Annotated in this window: 6 protein-coding genes; all 6 read right to left on the reverse strand. The window is 64.3% G+C overall.

Annotated elements, in window-relative coordinates:
* On the reverse strand, positions 1 to 126 hold a 126-nt coding region (locus HGO92_RS24070; RefSeq protein WP_346769043.1), incomplete at its 3' end, for a VOC family protein.
* A gap of 29 nt (positions 127 to 155) precedes the next feature.
* Entirely contained in the window at positions 156 to 1,673 is a 1,518-nt protein-coding gene (gene hpaE / locus HGO92_RS22890; protein ID WP_169998977.1) for a 5-carboxymethyl-2-hydroxymuconate semialdehyde dehydrogenase, read from the reverse strand.
* Positions 1,674 to 1,714: 41 nt separating this feature from the next.
* Positions 1,715 to 2,404, reverse strand: a complete 690-nt coding sequence (locus HGO92_RS22895) for a GntR family transcriptional regulator (RefSeq protein WP_169998980.1) — start codon at positions 2,402 to 2,404, stop codon at positions 1,715 to 1,717.
* Between the two features lie 10 nt (positions 2,405 to 2,414).
* Entirely contained in the window at positions 2,415 to 3,881 is a 1,467-nt protein-coding gene (locus HGO92_RS22900) for a fumarylacetoacetate hydrolase family protein (RefSeq protein WP_240974912.1), read from the reverse strand.
* Between the two features lie 162 nt (positions 3,882 to 4,043).
* Complete coding sequence (locus HGO92_RS22905) at positions 4,044 to 4,400, reverse strand: carboxypeptidase regulatory-like domain-containing protein (RefSeq protein WP_169998986.1); 357 nt, start codon at positions 4,398 to 4,400, stop codon at positions 4,044 to 4,046.
* A 39-nt stretch (positions 4,401 to 4,439) separates the two neighbouring features.
* The coding region (locus HGO92_RS22910; RefSeq protein ID WP_169998988.1) for a zinc ribbon domain-containing protein at positions 4,440 to 5,227 on the reverse strand (788 nt) is incomplete at its 5' end.

Here is a 5,227-nt window from a genome sequence, read left to right on the forward strand (position 1 = left end):
GTGCAGGCCCAGGACGTCCACGTAGAACTCGCGGGACTTGGCCAGGTCCGTGACGACCAGATCCATGTACGCGCAGCGGACAATGTCCGGAGCAGGCACGCTGGGCTTGAGGATTTCGTTGCTCATGGTCTTCATTCCTTCGTCGCTGAAGCGGTTTAGTAGTCGATCTCGGACGCCGCCTGAGCGCCGAACTTCGGGGTGTGGACGCTGCCGAGCGTGATGTGCACGGCCTGCTGGTCGGTGTAGAAGTCGATGGAGCGGTAGCCGCCCTCGTGGCCGAGGCCGGATGCCTTCACCCCGCCGAACGGGGTGCGCAGGTCGCGGACGTTGTGGCTGTTCAGCCAGACCATGCCGGCTTCAACGTTCTGCGAGAAGTTGTGCGCACGGGTCAGGTTCTGCGTCCAGATGTAGGCGGCCAAGCCGTACTTGACGCCGTTGGCCAGTTCCAGGGCTTCCTCATCGTTGTCAAAGGGCGTGATGGCGACAACCGGGCCGAAGATTTCTTCTTGGAAGATCCTGGCGTCCGGCTTGACGTCGGCGAAGACGGTGGGGGAGACATAGTTGCCTTCCTCCAGGCCTTCGGGACGGCCGCCGCCGGCGATGAGCCGCCCTTCGGACTTGCCGATTTCCACGTAGCTCATGACCTTGTTGTAGTGCTCGGGGTGGACCAGGGCACCCACCTGGGTCTTCGGGTCATGCGGGTCGCCGACCACAATATTCTTTGCCCGGGCGGCGTACTTCTCGAGGAACTCGTCGTAGACCGGGCGCTCCACGAGGATGCGCGAGCCGGCGGTGCAACGCTCGCCGTTGAGCGAGAAGACGCCAAACAGCGCCGAATCGATTGCGGCATCGATGTCCGCGTCTGCGAAGACGACGCAGGGGCTCTTGCCTCCGAGCTCCATGGACAGGCCCTTGAGGTTCTCGGCCGCGTTGCGGAAGATGGTCTGACCTGTGGTGGTCTCACCGGTGAACGAGATCAGCGGAACCTCCGGGTGCTTGACCAGTGCGTCGCCTGCTTCTTCGCCCAGGCCGTTGACCAGGTTGAAGACGCCGGCCGGTACGCCGGCCGCGGTGAAGATGTCGGCCCAGAGCGAAGCTGACAGGGGAGTGAACTCGGCAGGCTTGAGCACCACGGTGTTGCCGGTGGCCAGAGCCGGGGCAAGCTTCCAGGACTCGAGCATGAACGGGGTATTCCATGGCGTGATCAGGCCGGCAACGCCGATCGGCTTGCGGTTGACATAGTTGATCTGCGAGCCGGGGACCTTCATGGCGTCGTCGAACTGGGCGACAATCAGGTCTGCGAAGAAGCGGAAGTTCTCCGCGGCACGCAGCGCCTGGCCCTTGGCCTGGGTGATCGGGAGGCCGGTGTCGAAGGTCTCCATCTCGGCCAGGCGTGATTCCTGGGCCTCGACGGCGTCGGCGATCTTGTTCAGGACCCGGGCGCGTTCGCGCGGCTTCATCTTTGGCCAGGGGCCGTTGACGAAGGCCTCGCGGGCGGCGGCGACAGCGGCGTTGATGTCTTCCTTCTGGCCGGCTGCAGCGGTGGCGTAGGTCTTATTGGTCACCGGGTCCAGTACGTCGAACGTCTGGCCGCCGACCGAGTCGACGAACTTGCCGTTGATGAAGTGCTGGATGTGGGTGGGCAGGTTCTCGGGAACGTAGTGTTCGGCCACGATGCACCTTTCTTTCCTGGGTTGTTCTTGCGCTTGTGTGGCTAGATGGCTGACGCTGGCTGCTGGTGCTGGGCCATGTAGGCGTTCAGCGTGGCCGTCCGGTGTGCCCGGGCAGCCATCTCGATCTCGTGGACGTCGGCCCGCGATTCGATCAGGGCGATGAGCTGGTCGTGTTCTTCAACGGACTTGCGTGCCCGTCCCGGTACCAGATCGAAGCTGGAAGCACGCATGGCGTTTAGCCGGTTCCAGCCGCGGTGGACCAGGTCCAGAATGTGCGGATTGGGGCAATGGCCGTAGAGGATGGCATGGAGTTCGTTGTTGATCCGCGTGAAGCGTTGCGGTTCAAATTCTTCCAGGCACCGGCGCAGTTCGGCATTGAGCCGGCGGGCGTTGTCGATGTCCACCGCGGTGATCAGCGGGGCGGCCAGGGCGGTCGCGGCTCCTTCGATCACGCTCAGGGTCTGCATGGTGTGCAGATAGAGCGTGGCATCGACGCCGGCGACCGTGGCCCCGACATTCCGCTCGAACTTGACCAGCCCCTCGGCCTCCAGCCGGCGAATGGCTTCCCGGACCGGCACCACGCTGAAACCGAGTTCTTCGGCGATGCTGCTCAGCACCAGCCGATAGCCGGCCACGAGGTCGCCGCCGGTGATCCGGTCTTTGAGCACCTCGTAGGCCTGTTCCGACTTCGATCGGGCCTCGGTACGTGCGGGCGTGGCAGTGGTGGACATCGTCTTGCCGTTACTGCCCGCCGCCGGCGGCGACCCATTCGTGGTACTTGGCCTGCCATTCCTCGTTCATCGGGAACAGTCCGTCGACCTTGTGTCCTTCCTGAACCATCTGGAAGACAAAGGCATCGCGACGCTCCTGCTCGACGGCTTCGTCGGCTACTTCCTCGGCGAGCGACGGCGGCAGCACCAGGATGCCGTCGGCGTCCGCCACGATGATGTCCCCGGGCTGCACGGTGGTTCCGCCACAGGCAACGGTGATGTCGGTGTCCCACGGAACGTGCTTGCGCCCGAGGACGGCCGGATGCGCGGAGGCGTAGAAGGCCGGGATATCCAGGCCGGCGACGGCGGTGAGGTCGCGCACGCCGCCGTCGGTAATGACACCGGCGGCGCCGCGCTTGTGGGCGCGCAGGGCCAGGATGTCGCCGAGCGTGCCGGCGCCCTTTTCACCGCGGGCCTCCATGACCAGGACATCGCCCTCGTTCAGGTCATCGATGATGCGCTTCTGGGCGTTGAAGCCGCCGCCGTGGCTCTTGAACAGATCCTCGCGGTTGGGCACGTACCGCAGCGTGCGGGCGGTACCGATGACCTTGCGGTCTGTCTTGGTCGGCTGCAGGCCATCGATGCTGACATTGTTCAGCCCGCGCTTGCGCAGTGCTGCGGAGATGGTGGCCGTGGCGACGGAAGCAAGCTTGGCCTTCAGTTCCTCGGTCAAAACCGGCTTGTTGGCTGCCAGTCCGGCGGCTTCGGCCGAACCGAAAGCATCCTCGCGGTCCTTGTCGGTGACTTTGGGGGTGTTGCCGAACTCTGCGAACGGCACCTCGCCCTGGGTGACGGTGGTTACGAGACGGCCGCTGCTCAGCGACGTTGAGGGGGAATCCACCTCAACCTCGACGACGTCGCCCGGGACGATGACCGAGGAACCGGCCGGGGTGCCGGTGAGAATCATGTCGCCCGGTTCCAGCGTCATCAGCTGGGACAGGTCTGCGACGATCTGGGCAAAGGGGAAAATCAGTGCCTCGGTGGTGTCATCCTGGACCAGTTCGCCGTTGACCCAGGTGCGGACGCGCAGCGCCGCCGGGTCTACCTTGTCGGCCGGAATGAGGGCCGGGCCTACCGGGGTGAAGCCGTCACCGGACTTGGACCGGATGTTGGAGCCCTTGTCCGCATACTTGATGTCGTAGACTCCGAGGTCATTGCTGGCGGTGACGGCACCGACATAGCTCCAGGCATCCTCGACGCTGACGCGGCGGGCAGGCTTGCCGATGACCAGGGCAACTTCGCCTTCGAACGCGAGTAGTTCGGTGCCGGCAGGGCGTTCCACCGTGCCGCCGCTCAGGCTCAACGAGGACGAGGCTTTCATGAAGTAGGACGGGTTGGCCGGAACACGTCCGCGCTGGGCCGCCCGGGAAGAGTAAGAGAGGTGCACTGCAAGCACCTTGCCGGTGTTTTTCAGCGTGGCGGAATCGACGGGCTGCAGCGTGACCGCTTCCGTTTCCTGAGCGACATGTGCTTCAGACAAGACATCCTCCTGCTTATGTATGAAATCGTATACGATTCATCATGGCCTGTGCCGATCGGCACGTCAAGCCCCTGCTGAAATTTTCTACCTCTCGTTCACAGAACCTGGAATCGGCGGCCGCTAACGAGATGCGACGGCGGTCATCCCCGCCTTGATTCCGCTGGCAATACTCCCGGCTGCCAATGTAATGACCGTAGCTGGATGGCCAGGGCCCGAGGCGCTGTACCACTGATCAGAGGCGCCGGTGGCGCCGCCGAGAAACTTGACCGTGTAGTCGCCGGGCGGCAGGCCCGTCAGCTCAAAGTCGCCTTCCAGCCGTACCTGCGTTTCCCGTACAAGCGACTGGTCCGCGTCGTACGCGTGCACGGCCATGCCCTTGAAGGGAACGCCGGGCGGCCCGGCGACTACGGCCCCAACGATCGCAGCCGGTCCGACTCCCGGATCCAGGCCGAGCGGAGGGACAGTTCGTGAATTCATGGAATACTCTCCATGTCTCCACGCATTCGCACGAACCCTTCAGGAAGGGGCCGTGGCTAGCCGCACTGCGGGGCGGCGTCGGGAGCCGGTCTTCGGGTTCCCTGTCGAGCCTCTGGTAGGCGGTGCGCAGCCCCAGCGGGCCTTGAACACATCGTCCAGCCGTTGGCGGACTGTCCCACGCTGTGACTTGGTTTTCGAGTCGCCTTGGGTCTGCCAAGAACGTCTTGACAGAACGACCCGCGCACCGTTGATGTCGGCGTGGGTTTTCCTGCCGCAGAAGCGGCAGGAAAACTTGAGTCCCTTGCGGTTCCCGTCATGGACGAGGCCGCAGGATGAGCATTCCCTGGAGGTGTAGGCAGCGTTGACCTCGATCACGTCGAGGCCGGCGTCTTCCTGGAGGGATGCCAGCTTTTTCTTGATGGCGGCACGGCCGAAGCGGGTGACCAGGCGGTTCATGCCCCGGCTCATGCCGCCGCCCCTGGCATCGAGCTTCTCGACGACAAGGCCCTGGATGTCTTCGGTCGAGAGCTTGTTGAGGATGCGGTTGACCTCGTTAACGATGTATTCGCGCATGCGGCACTGGAAGTTGCGGTAGCGTCGGTTGGTCTTGAGGCGGATGCCCTGCCGTTGCAGGCTCTTGGCGAGGTCCTGCGCCTGCCGGTCCAGCTCCGTCAGGTGCGGCATGGCGCCGACGCCGAAGAGGCGGCCGTCGCTGGTCGCGAAAAGGGACTTCATCCCCCAGTCCAGGCCGAGGTACTCACCCTCGGGGCGCGGTCGGGCGATTGGGGACTTTTTCTGGAGGACGAACTGCAGGCTGCCGTCCTTGA

The sequence above is a fragment of the Crystallibacter degradans genome (assembly GCF_012952295.1).
In the GTDB taxonomy this organism is placed as follows: domain Bacteria; phylum Actinomycetota; class Actinomycetes; order Actinomycetales; family Micrococcaceae; genus Crystallibacter; species Crystallibacter degradans.

What these genes read in the sequence shown, in the direction of transcription:
- HGO92_RS22895 (WP_169998980.1), bottom strand. Translation starts at nt 2,404, where the DNA reads ATGTCCACCACTGCCACGCCCGCACGTACCGAGGCCCGATCGAAGTCG.
- HGO92_RS22905 (WP_169998986.1), bottom strand. Translation starts at nt 4,400, where the DNA reads ATGAATTCACGAACTGTCCCTCCGCTCGGCCTGGATCCGGGAGTCGGA.